The organism is Candidatus Zixiibacteriota bacterium (assembly GCA_036480375.1).
Taxonomy (GTDB): Bacteria; Zixibacteria; MSB-5A5; order GN15; family JAAZOE01; genus JAZGGI01.
In genome coordinates, this window is record JAZGGI010000020.1 from 24794 (window position 1) to 44436 (window position 19643).

General features: G+C 44.0%; 26 protein-coding genes. 17 read left to right on the forward strand and 9 right to left on the reverse strand.

The genetic code is table 11. The annotated features are described in order from the left end of the window. Nucleotides 1-91 precede the first annotated feature (91 nt). From V3V99_04720 to V3V99_04755, 8 genes are all read left to right on the forward strand, one after another. Complete coding sequence (locus V3V99_04720) at nucleotides 92-799, forward strand: substrate-binding domain-containing protein (protein MEE9441951.1); 708 nt, start codon at nucleotides 92-94, stop codon at nucleotides 797-799. Nucleotides 800-896: 97 nt separating this feature from the next. Continuing rightward, nucleotides 897-1265 (forward strand): helix-hairpin-helix domain-containing protein, encoded by a 369-nt coding sequence (locus V3V99_04725; protein ID MEE9441952.1) that lies wholly within the window; start codon nucleotides 897-899, stop codon nucleotides 1263-1265. Then, nucleotides 1262-2122 carry a hypothetical protein gene (locus V3V99_04730; protein MEE9441953.1) on the forward strand — a complete coding sequence of 287 codons (861 nt, stop codon included), beginning with the start codon at nucleotides 1262-1264 and terminating at the stop codon, nucleotides 2120-2122. The genes V3V99_04725 and V3V99_04730 overlap by 4 nt, the downstream gene beginning before the upstream one ends. Next, the gene (gene rsmD, locus V3V99_04735) at nucleotides 2119-2658 is read left to right on the forward strand and encodes a 16S rRNA (guanine(966)-N(2))-methyltransferase RsmD (GenBank protein ID MEE9441954.1); all 540 of its coding nucleotides are present in this window, start codon (nucleotides 2119-2121) and stop codon (nucleotides 2656-2658) included. Before V3V99_04730 ends, rsmD begins: the two co-directional genes overlap by 4 nt. After that, complete coding sequence (gene coaD / locus V3V99_04740) at nucleotides 2651-3145, forward strand: pantetheine-phosphate adenylyltransferase (protein MEE9441955.1); 495 nt, start codon at nucleotides 2651-2653, stop codon at nucleotides 3143-3145. The genes rsmD and coaD overlap by 8 nt, the downstream gene beginning before the upstream one ends. 174 nt (nucleotides 3146-3319) lie before the next feature. Next, entirely contained in the window at nucleotides 3320-3646 is a 327-nt protein-coding gene (locus V3V99_04745; protein ID MEE9441956.1) for a hypothetical protein, read from the forward strand. Between the two features lie 239 nt (nucleotides 3647-3885). Then, nucleotides 3886-4371 (forward strand): RNA polymerase sigma factor, encoded by a 486-nt coding sequence (locus V3V99_04750; protein ID MEE9441957.1) that lies wholly within the window; start codon nucleotides 3886-3888, stop codon nucleotides 4369-4371. A gap of 2 nt (nucleotides 4372-4373) precedes the next feature. Beyond that, entirely contained in the window at nucleotides 4374-4928 is a 555-nt protein-coding gene (locus tag V3V99_04755; GenBank protein MEE9441958.1) for a hypothetical protein, read from the forward strand. A 447-nt stretch (nucleotides 4929-5375) separates the two neighbouring features. Here the strand turns inward: V3V99_04755 and V3V99_04760 are convergent, their stop codons facing one another. The 4 genes from V3V99_04760 to V3V99_04775 form a co-directional block, all read right to left on the reverse strand. Then, nucleotides 5376-5693 (reverse strand): hypothetical protein, encoded by a 318-nt coding sequence (locus V3V99_04760; GenBank protein MEE9441959.1) that lies wholly within the window; start codon nucleotides 5691-5693, stop codon nucleotides 5376-5378. A 251-nt stretch (nucleotides 5694-5944) separates the two neighbouring features. Next, entirely contained in the window at nucleotides 5945-6436 is a 492-nt protein-coding gene (locus V3V99_04765; protein MEE9441960.1) for a hypothetical protein, read from the reverse strand. Beyond that, the gene (locus V3V99_04770; GenBank protein MEE9441961.1) at nucleotides 6429-7709 is read right to left on the reverse strand and encodes an ankyrin repeat domain-containing protein; all 1281 of its coding nucleotides are present in this window, start codon (nucleotides 7707-7709) and stop codon (nucleotides 6429-6431) included. The genes V3V99_04765 and V3V99_04770 overlap by 8 nt, the downstream gene beginning before the upstream one ends. Nucleotides 7710-7798: 89 nt before the next feature. Beyond that, nucleotides 7799-8146, reverse strand: a complete 348-nt coding sequence (locus tag V3V99_04775; protein MEE9441962.1) for a DUF3024 domain-containing protein — start codon at nucleotides 8144-8146, stop codon at nucleotides 7799-7801. Nucleotides 8147-8576: 430 nt separating this feature from the next. Between V3V99_04775 and V3V99_04780 the strand changes: the two genes are divergently transcribed. From V3V99_04780 to V3V99_04805, 6 genes are all read left to right on the forward strand, one after another. After that, nucleotides 8577-8801, forward strand: coding sequence for a hypothetical protein (locus V3V99_04780; protein ID MEE9441963.1), 225 nt, complete (start codon nucleotides 8577-8579; stop codon nucleotides 8799-8801). A gap of 7 nt (nucleotides 8802-8808) precedes the next feature. After that, nucleotides 8809-9288 (forward strand): hypothetical protein, encoded by a 480-nt coding sequence (locus tag V3V99_04785; protein ID MEE9441964.1) that lies wholly within the window; start codon nucleotides 8809-8811, stop codon nucleotides 9286-9288. Beyond that, a complete protein-coding gene (locus tag V3V99_04790) occupies nucleotides 9285-9776 on the forward strand; it encodes a hypothetical protein (protein MEE9441965.1) in 492 nt (163 codons plus the stop codon). The genes V3V99_04785 and V3V99_04790 overlap by 4 nt, the downstream gene beginning before the upstream one ends. A gap of 42 nt (nucleotides 9777-9818) precedes the next feature. Beyond that, nucleotides 9819-10925, forward strand: a complete 1107-nt coding sequence (locus tag V3V99_04795) for an AI-2E family transporter (GenBank protein ID MEE9441966.1) — start codon at nucleotides 9819-9821, stop codon at nucleotides 10923-10925. Between the two features lie 175 nt (nucleotides 10926-11100). Then, on the forward strand, nucleotides 11101-11511 hold the full coding sequence (locus V3V99_04800) for a hypothetical protein (protein ID MEE9441967.1): 411 nt from the start codon (nucleotides 11101-11103) through the stop codon (nucleotides 11509-11511). 1 nt (nucleotide 11512) lies between these two features. Further along, a complete protein-coding gene (locus V3V99_04805; GenBank protein MEE9441968.1) occupies nucleotides 11513-12097 on the forward strand; it encodes a hypothetical protein in 585 nt (194 codons plus the stop codon). Between the two features lie 2 nt (nucleotides 12098-12099). On the opposite strand, the gene V3V99_04810 is transcribed toward V3V99_04805, so the two are convergent. The 4 genes from V3V99_04810 to V3V99_04825 are packed head-to-tail and all read right to left on the reverse strand — an operon-like array spanning nucleotide 12100 to nucleotide 14996. Continuing rightward, a complete protein-coding gene (locus tag V3V99_04810; GenBank protein MEE9441969.1) occupies nucleotides 12100-12963 on the reverse strand; it encodes a metal ABC transporter permease in 864 nt (287 codons plus the stop codon). Next, nucleotides 12956-13789: an ABC transporter ATP-binding protein gene (locus tag V3V99_04815; GenBank protein MEE9441970.1), complete on the reverse strand. Its 834-nt coding sequence runs from the start codon at nucleotides 13787-13789 to the stop codon at nucleotides 12956-12958. Before V3V99_04815 ends, V3V99_04810 begins: the two co-directional genes overlap by 8 nt. Nucleotides 13790-13800: 11 nt before the next feature. Further along, entirely contained in the window at nucleotides 13801-14754 is a 954-nt protein-coding gene (locus V3V99_04820; GenBank protein ID MEE9441971.1) for a zinc ABC transporter substrate-binding protein, read from the reverse strand. Further along, nucleotides 14718-14996 (reverse strand): ribbon-helix-helix domain-containing protein, encoded by a 279-nt coding sequence (locus V3V99_04825; GenBank protein MEE9441972.1) that lies wholly within the window; start codon nucleotides 14994-14996, stop codon nucleotides 14718-14720. The genes V3V99_04820 and V3V99_04825 overlap by 37 nt, the downstream gene beginning before the upstream one ends. 133 nt (nucleotides 14997-15129) lie before the next feature. On the opposite strand from V3V99_04825, the gene V3V99_04830 reads away from it, so the two are divergent. Beyond that, nucleotides 15130-15828 carry a pirin family protein gene (locus V3V99_04830; GenBank protein ID MEE9441973.1) on the forward strand — a complete coding sequence of 233 codons (699 nt, stop codon included), beginning with the start codon at nucleotides 15130-15132 and terminating at the stop codon, nucleotides 15826-15828. Here the strand turns inward: V3V99_04830 and V3V99_04835 are convergent. Then, a complete protein-coding gene (locus V3V99_04835) occupies nucleotides 15825-16709 on the reverse strand; it encodes an NAD(P)H-binding protein (GenBank protein ID MEE9441974.1) in 885 nt (294 codons plus the stop codon). The two genes, V3V99_04830 and V3V99_04835, sit on opposite strands and share 4 nt — an antisense overlap. A 245-nt stretch (nucleotides 16710-16954) precedes the next feature. Between V3V99_04835 and V3V99_04840 the strand changes: the two genes are divergently transcribed. Both V3V99_04840 and V3V99_04845 read left to right on the forward strand, forming a co-directional pair. Further along, nucleotides 16955-17347, forward strand: a complete 393-nt coding sequence (locus V3V99_04840; GenBank protein ID MEE9441975.1) for a BlaI/MecI/CopY family transcriptional regulator — start codon at nucleotides 16955-16957, stop codon at nucleotides 17345-17347. Further along, entirely contained in the window at nucleotides 17337-19631 is a 2295-nt protein-coding gene (locus V3V99_04845; protein ID MEE9441976.1) for a M56 family metallopeptidase, read from the forward strand. Before V3V99_04840 ends, V3V99_04845 begins: the two co-directional genes overlap by 11 nt. Nucleotides 19632-19643 lie beyond the last annotated feature (12 nt).

The following is a 19643-nucleotide window of genomic DNA, read 5'->3' on the forward strand; positions in this document are numbered from 1 at the left end:
ATATTGGCTAATAATACCATCAATTAGTATGCAACGATTAATTCAGGTTTTAATCATCATTGGGGTATGCCCCCTCCTTTCCTGCGTTGAGGTGCCGAGGAGTATCCAGGCGCGTCTGACAGTTGCGGCTCCGGAATATCTCGAAGGACTGCTTGATACCGTCGCCACGCAGTTTAAACGAGACAACGATATTGCCGTGACTATCCGCTACGTCGCTTCCGACAGTATATTAATACTGGCCAAATCCGATGCCGCCATCGATCTTTTTATAATTAACAATCCCAAACGGCACGATCAACTCATCAAAAACAGCCTTCTCGACAGGAATATCTACTCCTGCGCCTTCCGCTTATCCTATGTCATGGTCACTCGCGTTAACGGCCCCGCCTGCAAAGATGTCAAGAACTGGAAAGACAAAAATCTAAGGCGCGTGGCGATAGTTAATCCTCAGTGGGAATACGAAGGTAAACTGGCGCGCCGCATTCTCAACAATCGCCGTCTGTACAATACCCTGCAGAACAAACTCATTCCGGCCCGCTCCAGCGAGCATCTCCTCTCATTTATGACCGCCAACGAAGCCGACGCCGCTCTCATGTTCGAGTTTTCAATCGGAGATACCAAAGGTTTAATAATTCAACAACGTTTTGATGATGAATTAAAGGATTATCTGCGTTTCTGTACCGGAGTTCCTCCTCATACCAAATTCAAAAAATCAGCCCACGCCTTCCTCGACCTGTTTGATTCCCGGCTGTGCGATCTGTATAAGACTGCCGGGGTCTATCAAATATCCGATAATTAATTCTGAGTTTTATTTCTTTGACATATCTTTTTTCTTTTTCGTCTCTTGTTTTTTTACATGCATGACGTATATTTTTTTGAGGCAGGACGTTGTTACCATGAATAGATTTTTTGATTTTTCCCGGGAGCAAATGCGGACGCTGGTAGTGCTGGCGGTTATAGTTGTTATGGCCGGGAGTTATAAATTTATTCGTGATTATTATATCAAACCGTTGCGTCCCGCCAGCGCCTGGAAGATTTCTCAAATTGAATCATTGGAAACCAATCTGAAAGTCGATCTCAATTATTCTCCCGCCGACTCGCTGGAGCTCGTCCCGAGTTTGGGACCGATTTTATCGCAAAGAATTATTGACTATCGTGCCCAATACGGTAAATTCCCCGCGGTTGATTCTATTGTGAACGTGCTCGGAATCGGAGAGGCTAAGTTAAAACAGATTAAACCTTATCTCAAAGTAACCATGCCATGAACAACGGATCGGATATATATGGGTTGACGCGTATCGACCACGGTTTTTTGATTGCCCGAGTTTCTCATGACGGCGCCCGGCCTATTGTCAAATCAATCCAACAATTTGACAGTCTCGAAAATTGCGAATTTGATGTCGGTCGGATTTTTTTCAGCGTTGGCAATGGCATTGCTCAGATCAAGAAATTGAAAATAAAGCAAAGCTCCCTTTTTAACGCTTCGGCCATCGCGCAATTTGAGATGTCGCAATGTCTTCTCGAGCCCGAAAACGAATTCTATTTTGATAATCTTCCGCTGGAATCCGATAACGGCTTTCAGCAATTTTTAACGATTGCCTATCGCCGCCATGTTGTTGATGAACTTATAGAAGAATGTGAAAAAAAAATTCGCCGCCCTTCAGGATTCAAACTCGACGCTGTCGCCCTGACCGCCGGGTATCTGACTTTCTGCCGCATCGAACCGGGAGATTTGCAGGCTCTGATTAATATCGAGTCGGATATAATCACAGTCGCATATATTTATAAGCGAAAACTACAAGCCATTGATTATCTCAAAGCCGAAATCCATGATGATATGAGCGTCGAATTGGCTCGAAAGCTGGCCGGAGAGCTAAGGATGGCTCTGAGTTATCAGCAAAACGAATTATTCAACGACGGCGTCACTATTCCTTTAAGCCGTTTAATTGTATGCGGCGGTTGCGCGCGCGATGAAATTATCATATCGGCTATCGACGAACAAATGGCAATGGAATTGACCCTGCCGAAATTTCATGAAGGTTATTTTCAATCGCTTCCCGATAATGAAAAATCATTTCCGCTGGAAATGTATTTGATCCCCCTCGGATTGGCGGTCGAATGAGCCTGAAAATTACCGGAGGACATCTAAAGGGGCGGATTATCAAAACTTCCTCCGGCCGCGATACCCGCCCTACCCTGGGCCGCGTCCGTGAAGCGATCTTCTCAATGATCCAGCATGATATCGAAGACGCGGACATTCTCGACTTATTCGCTGGCTCGGGAGCGCTGGCTATCGAAGCTCTTTCCCGGGGCGCGGCGTCGGCGATATTGATTGAAAAAAATCGCAAAACCACCGGTATTATCAAAACCAATTTGGATTCACTTGAATTAAGGGCCCGCATATTGAATGCTGATTATATCAAAGCTTTCCAAATCCTTAAAAGTGAATCAAAAAGATTCGATATTATCTTTGCCGATCCTCCGTATGATTTGATAGAACCCGACCGACTCGCATCTGAAATATCGGAATACTCTTTGATAAAACCGGGAGGATTGTTTATCTTGGAACATGCCGGGAATATTGTTCCCGAAGATGTACGAAAAATAAAAACGCGCCGTTTCGGAGATTCGGCCGTATCGGTATTTCATTATGAATAAAAATGAAAAGAAAATCGCCATCTACCCCGGAACTTTTGATCCGACTACCAATGGTCATATATCTCTTATTGAAAGAGCCATCGGACTCTTTGATGAATTAATTGTCGCCGTCGCCAAAGCCAGTACCAAAAAAACTCTATTTACGATAGATGAACGACTGGAGATTGTTCAAAAGGCAGTTGCCGGCAAAGACCGCGTTCGGGTGGAATCATTCGAAGGTCTCTTGGCTAATTATGCCCGCGACGTCGGCGCTTGTGCCGTTATCAGGGGCCTCAGGGCGGTATCCGATTTTGAGTTTGAATTTCAGATGGCTCTGATGAATCGCCGCATAATCCACGATATTGAAACTGTCTTTCTCATGCCAGCCCTGTCGTGGGTTTATTTGTCATCGATGATTGTCAAAGAAGTCGCCGCTAACGGCGGCGATATATCCGGCCTCGTTCCCGACGCCGCCCTGGAAGCTCTCAATAAAAAATTCCGTTCGTGAAAATATATAAAGGATGAATGGCGTCAATTTGGAACCTCTAAACAATAAGATATCAATACCAATGTGAGATAGTAAATCATGGACACGTTTGATAAATCAGCCATCGAATCAATAATAAAAGAATTTTATGATATAATTTCCGGACACGCGAAATAAAAGCGCGATTGGGACAGAATGCGTTCTCTTTTCATAACCGGAGCAACTGTTATTCCCGTTCCCGCAGGCGATGATGCTCCACTCCCATCAGCCATGGACATCGAATCATATATAGAGCGACTTGAAAGTATTTTGAATCAGCATGATTTTTTTGAAACCTGGTCCGTGCAGAATATAGAAGTATTTGAAAACATTTCAACCGTTATTAGTACTTATGAAGCGCGAGCTAATATAAATGATGCAGAGCCGCTTAAAAGAGGAATAAATTTAATACATTTATACAAAGATGGAAAACGCTGGAAATTTGTAAATATGCTCTGGAAAGACAATACCTCTTATAAATAGACATTATGAATTAATGGTTTTGCATAAGATAGAATCAACTTAACTTCGCGGACGGCGGAGTTTCACATCTGCCTGCAACGACCATGAATATAAAATAGCGGCAACAAGATTTATCTCATGACCGGCGGGGTACTGCCGCGCTAAAGAGCTGACGGAATAAGAAACACCCACTCCAAATACTTTGTAACTTTTTGCCGGCTTGTGCATATCATGAGTAGATAAATGATTAGAGGAGTGTTATGCTTGAATTCCGAAACTTGTATGAATCTTATGCTAACGACATCTATCGCTTCGCCTTATGGTTATCCGGCGACCGTTCGGAGGCAGAGGATATCACTTCTGATACGTTTGTGCGGGCGTGGGTACGGCGGAGTCAAATCCGGACCGAAACCCTCAAGGCATACCTCTTTGCGATTGCCAGAAATATCTATCTGGAACATCAGAGAAAGAGAAAGCTCCAGGTAGATCTTAAAGATGATTATCCGGATCCCGCCCCCGGACCAGACAGACTTGTCGAGTCCAAACAAGCCTTGCGGAGAGTTTGGAATGTGTTGAAAACTGTATCGGAGGTCGATCGTGCTGCTTTTATTCTCCGCGTTCAGCATGAATTGTCGTACGACGAAATCGCGCGTGTCTTGGGTCTGTCTCTTGCAAATACCAAGGTGAAGATACACCGAGTCCGCAAGAAGCTGATCGCAACTTTTATTGAAGAGGAGGTCTATTAATCATGGAAATATCACGAAATGTAATTCTGGATTTACTGCCACTGTATTTTGCCAACGAGCTGAGCGAAGAGTCTCGCAAGCTTGTTGAGAAGTATCTCGAAGCTGACCCGCAACTTGCAAAACTGGTAAAACAATCTGCCGCGTCGGCATTGTCGCAAAAAACGCCAGTTCCGCTCACTCAGAATGACGAGTTAATCGCCTACAGGAGAGCAAAACAAGGAATCATGTGGCGCACTATCGTCATAGCGATTGTCATCGCCGCATTCCTGGCGCTGATTCTAATGATGTTCTTTTCTTCTTCCTCATCATCGTTTTTATCGAGTTCCACGCCAAAGAACGTCGCATCTTCAACCGCATCACCAGCCGACACATTTGAGGAATTGAGACATTGCTGTGCGATTGACCGGAGCCTGTGTGAAACTGCCGATTCGCGCACCGTGGAGCACGAGCCGAACGCGCTCAATGTTTGCATGCAAATTATCCGCCAAGAGGATGGATACATTTCAAACAATTGCATGACGAGGAACACTCTTACCGAAGGAATGAAAAACGTCTAATCCAATAACAATGGAGAAAGAGACAATGATTAGAAATATGTTTTCAGTATTAAGGCTTATTGTAGCCACATTATCGACAGTGTATGTATTTGCTGCCACATCAACAGCCGGGGACCTGTCTGCTAATGATTTAACCAAGGCGATAGATGGATATTTCAGTGAGAAGATCCCGGCGCAAGGACCCGGCGTAGTTCTTTGGCGATGGCCAAATCCCGGACGATATGTCCCAGCCCTAACGACCCACTTATGAAAAGTATCTTTTCACCGGCATAATAGACCCTCCTTTTATGTGCGCTTTGACCTATTTTGCGAAAACCTAATGCTGCAAGCTGAATTTCTGATAGAAAGGTTTCAAAAACACGGTATGTCCCTTTCATAATTTTGAAAATACAAAAATCGCCTCGAATGGTCAAGAGTTGCTCTCGATGACCATTCGATGCCAATATGCTACATTACATCGTAATCAAGTTCAACATTGGAAAGCAATAAGAGAAGGAATCCACCTAAAATTACTGTCGTAGCTGTAACTTTCACGATTTTGTTGGCCGCTGTGGGTTGAGGCCTAACATTAATGAATCGCATATCATCTAATTGAATTTCAACGGGTCTCTGCTTATCTGAGATTCCCTTAATCACATGCTTTTCTGATAAGTATCTGCCGCTATTTCTTTCAAATTTTATGGTCTCTCCATCCTGAACACATAGCCCATTAACTGTTTTCCAGGGTTGCTTTTTCGCATTCTCCTTAAAAGTTTTCACATCCACAATGACCACCTGCCGTAGGTCGGCGTTCCGAGCGATAGCGAGAAACACGACATAAAATTTGCATATTCATACTTAACCCGGTGATTGCTTATTTGCAATATGTTCCATATTACATATGCGGATGATTTCGGAAAATGCATAAAATGTATGAGATAATTGCAAACGATAGATGCGGGAATCCCACCCGAAAAAGCGCTTCGCTTATTTTTCGGACGGGCCACCCGCGCAACAAAAGACGTTGCGCGCTCGGCTCAGGGTCGGTGTTCTTCAATTATTCCTGCGTCAATCCAGTAGAATCTGAAGTCCCTGCTAATAAACATGTACCTTCCATCAGGTGAGATTTGGCCATATTCCACTCTTTCGCCCTGATGCAGTCTATCACCCAGATACACTGGCTCTGTCCAGCGGCCGTCTGGCTCATGGAAACTAACAAAAAGTTCAAAATGGAATCTATCCCTTTGCCTATCCGAACTCAGGATAATATGCTTCATCGATTTACACGTATCGACGAAATCAGTATCAAAGAAGTCGCCTACGGTTCCAATCTCCTCGTACTTTCCATCAATAAGTCCATATTGAACAAAACCGCGATTGCCTTTCCGGATATATATTGTGCCATCATCGGCGAAATGATAATACGATTCCATGGATCCATCGGCATTGAGTGGAGAGCTAAGGTGAATTGGCTCGGACCAGCCTTCGCCGCTCCTTTCCACCATCCACAAATCAAGATCCTCAGCCAAATCGGTGGTATCGTCGCGGGGTTTCATGGAATTGTATATGAGGTTTGTTGCCATTCGAGCAAAATAAAGGTCCACCCGAAGGATAATCCGCGAAGGATGCCACTTGAGGCGCCTGCCATAATCCATTTTCTTCTTTCATGAACCAAACTCGGGACGCATTGTTGACGCCCCTCATAAACATAGCCTGCCAGTATAGTTCCTTTCCGTCAGGCGAAAACACCGGCGGGCTGTGAGGTCTGTAAATATCCTGAAATAATTCCGGAACAAAAGGCTCGGGTTCATCACCAGGCGTTTTCGCACCCAGATACTTTCCCCTATATTCCGTAAAATTACGCGGGCCGTCTTCAGCTCCCTTTTCCAGCAATAAATCCACTATAGCATGATTTCTTGCCGCCCGGGCAAAATGGAGCGGGGTGCCGCCGTCGGTGCTTCGGATATTAAGTTCGGCTTCCTTGTCAATCAGAAATGCAGCAATGTCTGAAAAACCCACAACGGCAGCAATGTGTAATGGTGTCAGATTTCCGAGTTTAACAGTATTTACGTCAATTCCATTGTTAATAAAATACTCCACGAGCTCCGGCTTATTGAAGAAAACCGCAAAATGCAGATACGATTCGCCGAGTGGAGTGGTTTGTTGAATATTGGCTCCGTTGACAACAAGCATTTCTATCATAGCCAAATCACCGTTTCTGATAGCCCAGGTGATGGGCGCAAACGGTTTGCTCGATATAACGTCAACATCTACTCCCGATTGAACCAACAGTTCGGCGATTTCAACCCGTCTGGACATCTGAGCTTTAAAAAACGCGGGGCGACCAATATTGTCCTTGAGGTAAATGTCGGCGCCAAGTACTAACAGTCGTTCCACCACCTCCCGCTGTCTATACGCAGCAGCAAACATCAGTGGCGTCATGCCATTGTTATCCCGCCCATTTATGTCTACCCCGTGAGCGAGCAGCAAATTTACAACATCAATATAACCGGCGATAGCTGCGTTGTGTATCGGCTGGCTATTTTCATTATCGCCAATCGTGGCATCGGCGCCCTTTTCCAGAAGTAACTTGACTATTTCTATTTGGCCTTTGTAAGATGCTCTATTTAGAGGTGTCAGTGCCTCATCGTCTTTTGAATTCAAAAGATCCGGGTTCTGCTGCAAAATATCCCTGACTTGATCGATATAGCCGGAGTCAATCGCGGTCGTGATATCGGTTGCACTTATCGTAGTTGAGATGAATAGACTTAATACAACTATAATAACTAATCTGGCACGCATATTTTCTCCATGGCCTTTGAATAAATTGATTTTAAATGCATCAATAGGTTAATATACATTCATAGACGAATCTATCTCCGCATTTCGAGTTATCCCCAGAAACAGCACATTGCATCCTCATCTACCAAATCAAGAAATTCCTCAATGCTACTGACTTCTGGTTTGGGAGAATAGCCGTGCCACTTCAAATCAGCCCTCTGCCAATAAACCTTCCACACATTCTGTTTTCGCACATATGTTGTTTTGGCGACAGGAGATTCCATTTTCTCTTCGGGATTATTCCAAACAGGTCGAATTTCGATTATTTCGATACTCTGACCCTTGATCCTGAACCCGATGTCCAGTTGATCCCGAATGTTCTCAGGCGGTCTGCGTTTCTCAAGAAACGCACCCGCTGCTATCTCGTATTCTTTTTTTTCAGGTTCGCTAAAGGCCATAGGATTTCCTCACCTACAAGAGTAAAATTTTTTATTTATAAGTCAACCCGGGAATGACAGATTTGTGAGGCAGGTAAGGCAATAAAAAAGGCAGGAGTTTTGATCTACGGTTCTACCGATAACTCGAGAGTTATCGCTACAAATCAAGTAAACGCCGCGAAATATAGTTCTCTGAAATCAGAAAACACTCACTGTATTTCAGCCAATATCATCTCCCTCCACCTCTTGTAAATTATCTCCTTTTTGCGTATTATTACGTGCTGTAAATAAAACTGATTTGGCGCTTAAAAACTGTGTCGAGTTTTTCGCATCGACCCTTTCGGGTCTGCGCTTGGAACCCGACCCACAAACTCGAGTTGTTGCAATGTCGAAACCGCAGGGGTTTCGACCTGCAAGAGGGCGGCGAATCGGAACTTTAGAAAGGTTTATTATGACGGATAAAAAACCCCCGGCGTTAAAACTTGTCGTCAATGGGCAAGTGCGGGAAATTACATTTGAGGAATTAACCCTCTCAAATAACCTCGCCCAGGAAGCACTCGTCCGGCTCATGGTGGACAAAAAAATGATCGACCCCAAAGAACTCATGGAATATCTTAACAAGGTCAAAGAAGAACGCTACAAAATAGAACCGCCTCCGGAGCAAAGCGAAAACTAATTGCCGTATGGAAGCCAAAAACAAAAATATCCAGAACGACGATTTGGTAAATTCGACCGGCTCGAAACCGGCCCCCCTTTACGAATATCTCTGCCACCCCATCAAACGCAATCGAACCGTATCGACTCTCGTTATTCTGGTAATGTTTATCTGTCTTGTCCTGACTTATTTTGTTACCTACTCGGCTTTCATGACATTTTTGGGAGCGGTCATACTTTTTGGAGCGTTATCGGGGTTCTTTTTCCCGACCCGCTATTTCTTTTATGAAGATCATTTCATCGTCAAAACCAAGACCCAGGCTCTGCGCAAGGAATGGTCGCAGTACCGCTCGTATTATCCGGATAAAAACGGGGTCTTGCTTTCGCCTTTCGCGCGGCCGACACGGCTGGAAAATTTCCGCGGTATCTATATAAAATTTGAGAAGAACAAAGACGAGGTCATGAAAATCGTAAAATCCAAAATTGATTTTGAGAAAGATGACGCATGAGTATCTTTAAGCAGATGTTTTCTTCTTCGGGAAGTGATCCGACTAAAGACCCGACTAATATTCCCCCTGAAGAAGACGCCGTATTGGAGAAAGTCGCCCAGAAAGTTATCCAATGGCGGATGGCGGTTCCGGCGATCATGTTTCTCGAATCGGTCAAACCGCTCAATTATATCGGGGCGCAGGCGATGGTCTTTTTTCAGCCGATCGTGCAATCGGTTTTCACTATCAAGGATTATGATGATCTCCGCCAGGCATTGGAACGTCGGGAAAATATCGAAAACCTGCTCCAGAAAATTGAACGGCTCGACACCGTCTCGTATCGTACAGAGAAACTGATTAAGAAAAAATATAAAGAGCAAAAGAAAAACTGGAAATGGTATCAGCGCTGGCTGGGGATCGCCCAGCCCCGGATCGAAATCGACCCGGCCGAACTCGAAGCGCTGGAAAAAGAAGAGAAAAAAGATAAAAAAGACAACGGCAAGCAGTAATTATTGTCCGGCCCGGCCTCTGCCGTTTCAAAGGCGGCTTTCATGAAAAAAGAACATCTGTTGATGACGATTTTCCTCGGCATTGTGGCCGTGTCATTCTATCTTTTTTACCGTCTTTTGGCTCCGTTTCTTGTCCCCTTATGCTGGGCAGCGATATTCGCGATCATTTTTTATCCCCTATACCAGAAAATTGAAAAATATATAAATTCGCCTAACCTGCGTTCGCTTTTACTTACTCTTTTGATAGTGCTGTTGATTATCGGTCCGGCGGTATATATCGGAACAGCTTTGGTTCAGGAAGCGATCACGACTTTTGATCATTTTCGGGCGTGGGTTGACGAAGGCAATCTTGATAAATTGATTGATATAAAAAACTCGCCGATGTATTTGGTGGTTCAGGATAAACTGGAACCTTATGTTGATATTTCGCAGCTCGATCTTAGAGTGATTATCGAAAAATCATTGCAGGCCGTCTCGCGAGTAGCCCTGACGCAAACGACTAAAATTCTAACCAACGCCGGGATAGTTATCTTCCATTTCTTCCTGATGGTCTTTTTCATGTTTTATTTTTTCCGTGACGGCTCCGGCCTTCTTAAACAGATAAAATCAATCATTCCCATTTCGCCCGATAAAACCGAAAGTACTTTCAACCATCTTCGCAAAGTTATTGAAGGAACTATGTACGGCGGGGTGGTAGTGGCATTGATTCAGGGTTTTTTGGGCGGGCTACTGTTTTTAATAATGGGTCTGCCATCTCCTGTCTTCTGGGGCGCCTTCATGGCTTTTCTGGCCTTTGTACCTGTCGTCGGCCCGTTTTTGGTATATATTCCGGCCGGGATTATTTTGATTTTTTCGGGATCGATCGTCAAAGGGATACTGCTTTTGATTCTGGGAACGGTCATTGTCAGTCAAATCGATAATTTCCTGCGGCCGCTTTTGGTCTCCGGCAAAACTGGAATGCACACGATGCTGTTATTTATCTCAATCATGGGCGGCATCGGTATGTTCGGGTTATTGGGTGTTGTCCTCGGCCCCTTTATCGCCGCAGTTTTCGTCACCATGTTCGATGTTTTCAGGCTAAAATTGACGGAGGATGAAAAAATAGAAACCAAAGATCATAATTTTGCTACTGACAGAGAGTGTAAATAGCGACAAAAAGTGCAGTATTTTAGATGAAAATACGAAATTGCCGAGTTTATTAAGCATAAGCTTCAGTAGGGAGATTTTGAGGTCATAAAAAATCATTGACGATATTCAATAAATTGTGCATTTTAGTATAATGTTAGGCGAAATTTAATTATTTATCGAAATATCTGTAGAAAAAATGAATAAATTTACCGATGACCAGCGTATAAGACTATGGTTTGATGTATTCGACAAAGTTCATGGCTTAATCAGATTTGGGTTTGTCTCTGTAATCATAGTTGTTTTTTTAATTTGTACTTATTTGACCATAGACTCAATGACTGGAGGTGTTCTTAAAGCTGACATAAACATTAAGGCTGATGCTGATGTTAATGTTTTTTTTCATGTATTATCGAAAATAGGCATTGAAAAAATTATTTATTGGGTTTTGCTCCTTTTAGCTGGTTCTTACGGCGTGCTACAGCAACGACTTAGATATAGGAAAACTAAATATTTACAGGGTAGAATCAAAGATTTGGAAATACAAATAGATCCAAATAGAACATCCAGCGGTTTAACCGAAACTGGTCAAACCCCGAAAGAGGAATAAAATGGATACTTTCAATGTATACATGAATGCTACTTCAGGGGTTATTGTCATTGGCTGTGCTTTTATATTTATATATTTTTTATGGCGACAATATGTTATTGATGTGACCCGCCAGCAATTATTTGAATTGCGCGACAAATTATTTGATATTGCCGCAGATGGAAAAATAGATAATAATTCTGAATCGTATCTTGTTTTAAGAGAAATGTTTAATTCGAGTATCAGATTTACTCATAAAACCAATGTTTTTTTCTTTATCCCTATAATTCTATGGAAAAGAAGTGAACTTAGTAAAGGTATAATTTATGTGAATGATTTGATAAACAGTATCGATGATCATGATATAAGAAATGATGTTAAACACCTACTAAACAGGATGAGCTTATGCCTATGTCTGAATTTCATAAAAAGATCACCTATATTTTTGTTACTTTTTCCAATTATTCTACTCTTTATGTTGATCGCCACTCTTGGGTATCAATTTTTTGATAATTTTTACAGATTGCTTTTAAGTATTGTCTATTCAATAATTTATCCAGATGCCATGTCCAAAAATCCTAGGACTAATTCCGCAAGTATTATATAGGTTTAGTATTCGGCTCTTCGCGATACGAACATTGAACTCAGTCTTAAAATCCATATTGTCAGTAAATATATAATCCCCGCCACAACTATTATCACCGCTCCGGCCGGGAGGTTGGGGCCGTAGCTAAAGCTCAATCCGAGGGTCGTGAAGAACAAACTCAATATAGTAGCGAGAACCATCATCCGTCCCAATGAATTGGTAAACTGTCCGGCTATCGCGGCCGGTAAAGTTATCAGCGCGATGACCAAAATTATGCCGACAACGGTAACGAGCAATACGACCGTCATCGCCGTCAGGATTAAAAGTAATAGATAAAAAAGTTCGACATTGACGCCTCGCAACCGGGCGAATTCTTCGTCAAAGCAGATCGCCTGGAGTTGATTATAAAATATGAAAGCCATCGCTATCACGAAAATATCCAGGGTCGCAATCAACCACAAGTCGTTCGCCGTAACCAAGAGTATATCCCCGAACAGATAACTCATCAAATCTTCGTTATAACCCGGGGTTTGCGAAATAAATAAAATGCCGACAGCCATCCCCATCGCCCAGAGAGCGCCAATAACAGTATCTTCTCTTTGTTTGGCCCGGACACTGACCTGACTGATAATCAGGGCCGCCAAAATAGCCGCAATAACCGCGCCATGGAGAGGCTCCAGCCAATTCCACCCATGAACTACATTAAAATATTTGGTCGCTCCCATCCCTCCCAATATGAAATGAGAAATCGCTCCAGCAACATAGCTGATTCGGCGCGTTACGACATAGCTGCCGACAACTCCGCAGGCAATCGACGCCAAAATCCCGGTCAATAAGGCGTATTGTAAAAATTGATATTCTCCCACCGCCGACCAGAATTCAATCATCGGATGAATTCTCCCTGTGGCCTTTATGCTGTAAATTCTCTACAGTTTTCTGGAGTAGGGCGCATCGTTCACAATCTTCGGTATGCGGGCAGGTAACGTCGCTATGACTGACATAGCGGACTTCTCCGCCGTATAATTTTGCTATAATATCGCCGGTGACGGCATGGGTCGGATGCATGACCACTTTTTGATTGACGCACACGACCGATTTGATAAACGGCGCGACAAATCCAGCGTCATGCGTCACCATGACAATCGTCATCAGTTCATTCAACTTTTGGAGAAGATTATAAATTTCGTCCTGCACGCCGAGATCAACATGCGCCGTCGGCTCGTCCAGCAGCAATATTCTGGCGTTAGTAGCTAATGCCCGAGCAATCAATACTCGCTGGCGCTGTCCGCCCGATAATTCTCCAAACGGACGAAGCGCTAAATTCTGTATCTCAACCTCATCAAGGCTTTTTTCGGCTACCAGTTGATCTTCTTTTCCAAATCCACCCCAGCTTTTGCCGTTATTGAGACGCCCCATCAAAACCACATCCCGGACACGAATAGGAAATTGAGGATCGAACTGAAAATGCTGCGGCACATATCCGATAAACTTCCGAGCCTTTTCAGGGGATTGGCCGAGAACTTTTATCCTGCCCTTATCCGGTTTTAGTAATCCCAGGATCAATTTGAGCATAGTCGTCTTGCCGCCGCCGTTGGGCCCGACGACGCTGATAAAATCGAGATGATTGAAATGCAAATTGACATCCACTAATGCCAGGCGTCCATTGTAGGAGAATGACGTATTTTCGAATATGACCACCGATTCGTTATTCATAAGTAAAACTTCTATCTGCTCAAAGCCTTCCTGATTGATCGCGTCATGGACATCATATTACTCAAATAATCCATAGCCAATGGATCAAGCGATATCACTTCGCATCCGATTTCATCGGCAATCGATTGCGCGGTTCTTTGCGAAAATTGCTCCTGCACGATTATCGCATCAATCTTTTCCCGTCGTGCAAAATCAATCAATTTCGCCAAACGCTTTCCGCCCGGTTCTTTTCCCTCCACTTGCACCGCGATTTGCCTCAGGCCATAACGGTCAGTGAAATACCCAAAAGCGGGATGAAAGACCAATAGACCCCGCCCGGAATATTCGGATAGTAGCTCCGCTATGAGTAAATCCAGAGAATCCAGTTCAGATTCAAACGATTCAAGATTCGCTTCAAAATATATTTTTTGCTGTGGATAATTTTCACTCAGTGCGCTGCAAATATTTTCAGCCTGTATTTTAACCAATTGCGGATCGAGCCAGATATGAGGATCGTATATGCCGCGATGATGTTCATCCTCATGACGATGGTCATGCGCGTGATCTTCCATGAGGCGCAATTTTATTCCATCCTGAGTTTTTATAATTTTTATATTCGGAAATAGTCTGGATGCTTTATTCAGAAGACGCTCTTCGAACGGAACCCCGACTGCGAAAAATATATCTGATTTGGATAAAGCGGCAATCTGTTTCGGAGTGGCGTTGTATGTCGCCGGGGACTGTCCCGGCCCAATCAAAACCGATACGTCGATAAAATTCCCGCCAATTCTTTCCGCAAAATATTTCTGAGGCACAATACTGACGAACGCATCTGTTTTATCATTATTCTCTTGCGCATCAGCACCGGGATTACTGAAAAACAGCGCAAAGATAATTACGAAAAGACAAAGCCTGCGCAAAACCATTTCATATTTATCCAATATCCACATTATTGCTTCATGATCTTTTTCATAGTGTGCTTGCATGAAATATACTTTTCATGACAATCATCGCATTCTTTGACCGAATGAGAGTGGGAAAAACTATCCCAGTGGTCCTTTTGGCTGAGCGTCAAAAATCCGGCTCCCTGGCATAACGGGCAGGTCGACGCCAGAGCCGAGGTCACCGCCGCGCGGATAAACTCGGACCGGTTGGGAACGCTTTTGAGAGCCTCAGCCAGCGTCTCATCGACTTTGAATGTTATTACTTCATCTTTATGTTTTTTCATAACCGCGACTCCAAATCAATATTTCCTTAAAGTATTACGAAGTAATACCAAAAATCAACAAGTTTTTTCTCCGGGAACGTTGCGCCGTCTTGTTTGTTGTTAGATATCCAAAACATTGAACAAGGGCAGCCTTATGATTAAAATACGTAAATCAGAAGAGCGCGGCCATTTCGATCATGGCTGGCTCGATACTTATCATACATTTTCTTTCGCGCAATATAACGACCCCAACTTCACCGGCTTCCGCGCGCTTCGCATCATCAACGAGGACAAAATCCAACCCGCTACCGAATTTGGCACCCATCCTCACGAGGATATGGAAATTTTCACCTATCTGATGTCGGGGGAATTGACCCACAAGGACAGCATGGGTGACGGTTCAACGATATATCCCGGAGATGTTCAGAGGATGACGGCTGGTTCGGGGATATTCCACAGCGAGTCGAACAATTCCAAATACACGACCACGCATCTCTTTCAAATCTGGATATTGCCGGACAAGAAGGGCCGCCATCCGGAATACGAGCAGAAGACATTTCCTTTTCCCGGAAAACAGAACATGCTGCGTATGATTGTTTCGCCCGATGGCAAGGATAACACTATTCACGTTTATCAGGATGTCTATATGTATGATTCGGCGTTGGAGAGCGGCCAGTCGCTTACCTACAGGTTTGATAGAAAACGCCACGGCTGGATTCAACTGGCATCGGGTGAATTAAACATTAATGGCGATAAACTCTACTCCGGAGACGGCGCGGCGATAAGCGGCGAGAGAGATATTATATTCAAAGCCGAAACCGGCTGTGAATTCTTTCTGTTTGATCTGGCCTAAACCCCCTTAACAATCTTTCGGTAAATTTTGGCCCATTCCTCGACCGTGATCGTGCTGCGGCCGAATAGCCGGTCGGCTTCGTCCGGGGAAGTCTCCACTTCATCATCGCCATGCTTATCAAAAAAGGCCATCAGGTTCACGGCCGATTTCAAAGTTTTATTGAACATAAACAACATCGAGAATTTGGCCAGCCAGATCGGGAGTCTATCAATTGCAATATCGGGATGGCATATTTCCAAAAAACGACGTAATGCTTCGGAAATCGGCATCGCTTCCGGGCCAAATATCGTCAATATCTTATTGTTCGCCTTATCCGACTTAAAACATTCGGCAACGATGCGAGCATAATCGGCGACCGCCAAAAAATGAAATAGTGTTTTTCCGCTTCCGATATAAACGGCCTTGTTGTCTTTTAAAAATAGAGGTAATGATTCGCAAAACCAGGTCGGTTTCAAAATCGTATAATTAAGCCCCGAGGCGACCATAACTTTTTCGGCTTCATATTTAACTTTTTCATGAATAAATTGGGAATGCTTTTTATCGGCGCGAGCTTCGCTGATTTGGACGACGCGATTGACTCCGACTTCCAAAGCCGCCCGATAGATATTTTTCGATCCCTCCTGTTCAATCCGGATATAATCGGCGGGCAACGGTCCCCCTTTTAGATTGATATATATCGCATCGCAGCCCTCAATGCCCTTTCGAAGGCTGTCAATATTACCGACATCACCCGGGGCGTATTCCACTCTGTCGCCAAAAAATGCCTTTGCCCTATTCTCATTTGTCGTAAAAATACGAACCTGGAAATTCTCATTTAATAAATGGACGGCAACCGGCCGTCCCAACATCCCTGTCCCGCCAATAATCAATATCCTGGGCATGGCTTCCTTCCGGAAAATGCTCTTTTGCAGAAGATAGATTGAGTGATTTGGAAAAAACTACAAAAAACATTTATTACCCCTCATAAATTGATAATTTTATGACGATGATATTAAAATCACAAATTTTATATCGAGCTAAGAATTGTGATAGCAATGAATTACGATTTTTTCAAAATAATGAAACTTTCTACGAACAACTTCGTACGAAAATGATAGTAGAAAACAATAAACCAAGAGACAAAATTATGACGGACAGGCAATCATTACCAACCGACGCGGAACTCGAAATATTAAACGTCCTTTGGGCCAACGGCCCCAGCACGGTTAAAGATGTTCACCAATTATTATCCGGCAAATCTCCACGGGGATATACGACCGTTTTGAAAATACTCCAGATAATGAGCGAAAAAGGATTAGTAAGCCGGGATGAAAGCCAGAGAGCTCATATCTATACACCCGCTATTGAAATCAAACAGACACAGCAATCAATGGTCATCCATCTGGTTAATAAGGTCTTTGACGGTTCGGCCGGAAGCTTGATTATGCAAGCCCTGAGTTCCCGCCCTACATCCAAAGAAGAATTGGCGGAAATCCGAAAACTGCTGGACGAAATGGAGGGCCGCCGGGATGATAAGTAATTTACTTCTCACATTGGAAGCTATTGTCCGACCCTTTTCGTGGGCAATAATCCATTCGCTCTGGCAGGGCGGTGTCATTATGGTTTTATTATTTGTCGCCCTGAATATCGTCCGCGATAATGTACGACTTCGTTACGCGCTTTCTTGCTCGGCGATGGCCGGATTAATGGCTTGTTTTGTAACGACAGCCCTGATCCTGATGTTTTCGGGAAATCAGGAATCTATAGCTCAACTCAACGCTCAGCCAAAGTCGAATAACGCAACCGTTGTGCAACCCGCCTCAGACCAACAGGCGCAAACACCCTTAACATCGCAAGCTTTTCCTCAAACAATATCAACTCCGCCGATGTCAACCGGGATATTTCTGCTCTGGTACGTTGGCATGATGATTCTTTCGTTTTATCATCTGGCCGGATGGTTTCGGGCGCACAATTACACCCGTCGAGAGATTTCAAAAGCCAGCCCTCAATGGGAAACGCGATGGACAGAATTAGGCAACAAAATTGGATTAAGGCGTCCCCTGCAAATTCTCATATCATCCAAAATAAATATGCCCTGTGTCATCGGAGCCGTTAAACCGGTTGTACTCTTGCCCTTGTCGGCATTTTCCGGGTTGTCGGTGCAACAGATCGAACTACTGCTGACGCATGAGTTAATCCATATCCGTCGGTACGATGTGTTAATCAATTATCTCCAAAAAATGTTTGAAACTATTCTCTTTTTCAATCCCGCCGCCTGGTTGATCTCAAGACAAATCAGAATCGAACGGGAGCTATGTTGCGATGAAGAAGTAATCTCGCTAAGCGGCGATAACATCGCTTACGCCCGGGCGTTGACTGAGCTAGCGGGATTGCGCTGCAATGCACCCCAATTGGCCGTGGCGGCCGGGGGCAGAACACTTATAGGGAGGATAAATAGAATGCTTAAGATAGAAACCACAAATCGCAATTTGTCCGGTTTTGGTCTCACTACCATAATATTAATGGCAGTCATATTCACCGCCGGTCTGGGTTTGCTGGGCGGAACCGCCCCGAACGCCTACGCCCAACCGGATAAATCAATTGCCCAATCATTCGAACCGGATGACGAAGATCTCCGGGGATACTGGGAAATCGATAAACGCCGCGGAAAATATCAATTACAAATAGATTTTGATCGCGGTGGTAGAAATGTAAATACCTTCACCGAATCACAATTGGAACGCATTCTAACTCCCACCGATTGGGGCTATATGATTGAGCGCGACGCCGGCACCTTCTACATGGTTCGCGATGATAATTCCGGCGATGATATTGAAGGCGAGGGTGAAATGTACTTTAAGGTAAACCCGGAGTACATTGAGGAATTGAAAAATCATGGTGTCAGGCTCCGCAAATCAAGGGATGAATTGGCATTTATGATACACAATATACGACTTGATTTTGTCCGCGGCCTGGCTGATTTAGGCTATGACAACCTATCCAAAGATGAGCTATTATCAATGCACATACACGACGTTTCTCCGGATTACATTAGCGATTTAGAAAAGCTGGGATACAAATACCTGGATACCGAACAATTAGTATCTATGCAAATCCACGATGTCACTCCCGATTACATCAACGATCTGGAAAAGTCAGGCATTCATGATCTGGACGCCGAACAATTAGTATCTATGCAAATCCACGATGTCACTCCCGATTACATCAGCGATCTGAGAGAATCGGGCATAAGTGATCTGGATGCCGAGCGATTAGTCTCTATGCAGATACATAACGTCACTACCGATTACATCAGCGATCTGGAAAAGCTGGGATACAAAAACCTGGATACCGATCAATTAGTATCCATGCAGATTCACAACGTGGAACCGGATTTTATTAGCGAGTTTAATGAACTGGGCTACGAGGATATCGACGCTGATCAACTCGTATCAATGCGAATCCACGATGTCGATCCCGATCTCGTTCGCGAATTGAAAAGTCAGGGTATCAAGCGAGTCAGTCTTGAGACATTGGTGTCTATGCAGATTCACAACGTCACCCCGCGCTATCTCGAACAACTGGCCGAACTCGGATATACCAATATCAAGCCATCACAATTGGTATCGATGAAAATTCATAATGTAACGCCGAGATTTATCGAACAACTCGAGGAACTCGGAATCATAGATGTTGATGTCGAAGATTTAATTGCCATGCGCATTCATAACGTGACGCCGCGATACATTAAGCGCCTGCGCCAGGACGGCATCAAGGTAACCGACCCGGAAAAGCTCGTCGCTTTGAAAATATATGGAATATAATTAGCACAGATA